1 protein-coding gene is annotated in these 1319 nt (G+C 65.1%); it reads left to right on the top strand.

Annotated elements, in window-relative coordinates:
* Positions 1 to 1319: glutamine--fructose-6-phosphate transaminase (isomerizing) (glmS, locus tag EN869_RS33640; protein ID WP_135859830.1), on the top strand; the 1319-nt coding region annotated here is incomplete at both ends.

Here is a 1319-nt window from a genome sequence, read left to right as displayed (position 1 = left end):
ACCAACGCGCATCCGCATTTTTCCGACGGCGTCGCCATCGTCCACAACGGCATCATCGAGAATTTCGCGGAGCTGCGCGACGAACTCACCCGCGACGGCTACTCCTTCGCCTCGCAGACCGACACCGAGGTCGTCGCGCATCTGGTGGCGCGGGAACTCGCCAAGGGGCTGAAGCCGGTCGAGGCGGCGCATCACGCGCTGAAGCGGCTGCACGGCGCCTTCGCGCTGGCGATCATGTTCAAGGGCGATGAGGACCTGATCGTCGGCGGCCGCAACGGTCCGCCTTTGGCCGTCGGCCATGGCGAGGGCGAGATGTTTTTGGGCTCGGACGCGATCGCGCTGGCGCCCTTTACCAACTCGATCACCTATCTCGAGGACGGCGATTGGGCGGTGGTGCGCCGCGAAAGCGTGACCATCTACGACATCGACGGCAACAAGGTCGATCGCAAGCGCCAGCAGTCGCTGTCGACCAGCTTCATGGTCGACAAGGGCAATCGCCGGCATTTCATGGAAAAGGAAATCCATGAGCAGCCGGAAGTGATCTCGCACACGCTGGCGCATTATGTCGATTTCGTCTCCGGTATGTCGAAGCCGCTCGACCTGCCGTTCGACTTCGCCAGGATCGGCCGGCTGGCGCTGTCGGCCTGCGGCACCGCCTATCTCGCCGGGCTGATCTCGAAATACTGGTTCGAGCGCTACGCGCGGCTTCCCGTCGACATCGATGTCGCTTCCGAATTCCGCTACCGCGAAATGCCGCTTTCGGCCAACGACGCGGCCTTCTTCATCTCGCAGTCGGGCGAGACCGCGGACACGCTCGCCTCGCTGCGCTATTGCCGCCAGGCCGGCATGACGATCGGCGCGGTCGTCAATGTGCGCGAATCGACCATGGCGCGCGAGTCCGACGTGGTGCTGCCGACGCTGGCCGGGCCGGAGATCGGCGTTGCCTCGACCAAGGCCTTCACCTGTCAGCTGTCCGTCTTGGCTGCGCTCGCGGTCCGCGCCGGCGTGGCGCGCGGCACGATCTCGCGCGATGAGGAAAAGCGGCTGGTGCGCGAGCTTTCCGAGGCGCCGCGCTTCGCCACCCAGGTGCTGAAGCTCGACGAGCAGATCGAGCGCATCTCGCGCGAGCTGTCGCGCTACAAGGACGTGCTCTATCTCGGCCGCGACACCAATTTTCCGCTGGCCATGGAAGGCGCGCTGAAGCTCAAGGAGATCTCCTACATCCACGCCGAGGGCTATGCCGGCGGCGAGCTCAAGCACGGGCCGATCGCGCTGATCGACGAGAACATGCCGGTGATCGTGATTGCGCCGCATGACCG

It is taken from the genome of Mesorhizobium sp. M2D.F.Ca.ET.226.01.1.1, from assembly GCF_004022705.2.
In the GTDB taxonomy this organism is placed as follows: Bacteria; Pseudomonadota; Alphaproteobacteria; order Rhizobiales; family Rhizobiaceae; genus Mesorhizobium.
This window is presented reverse-complemented; position numbering and strand designations above follow the sequence as displayed.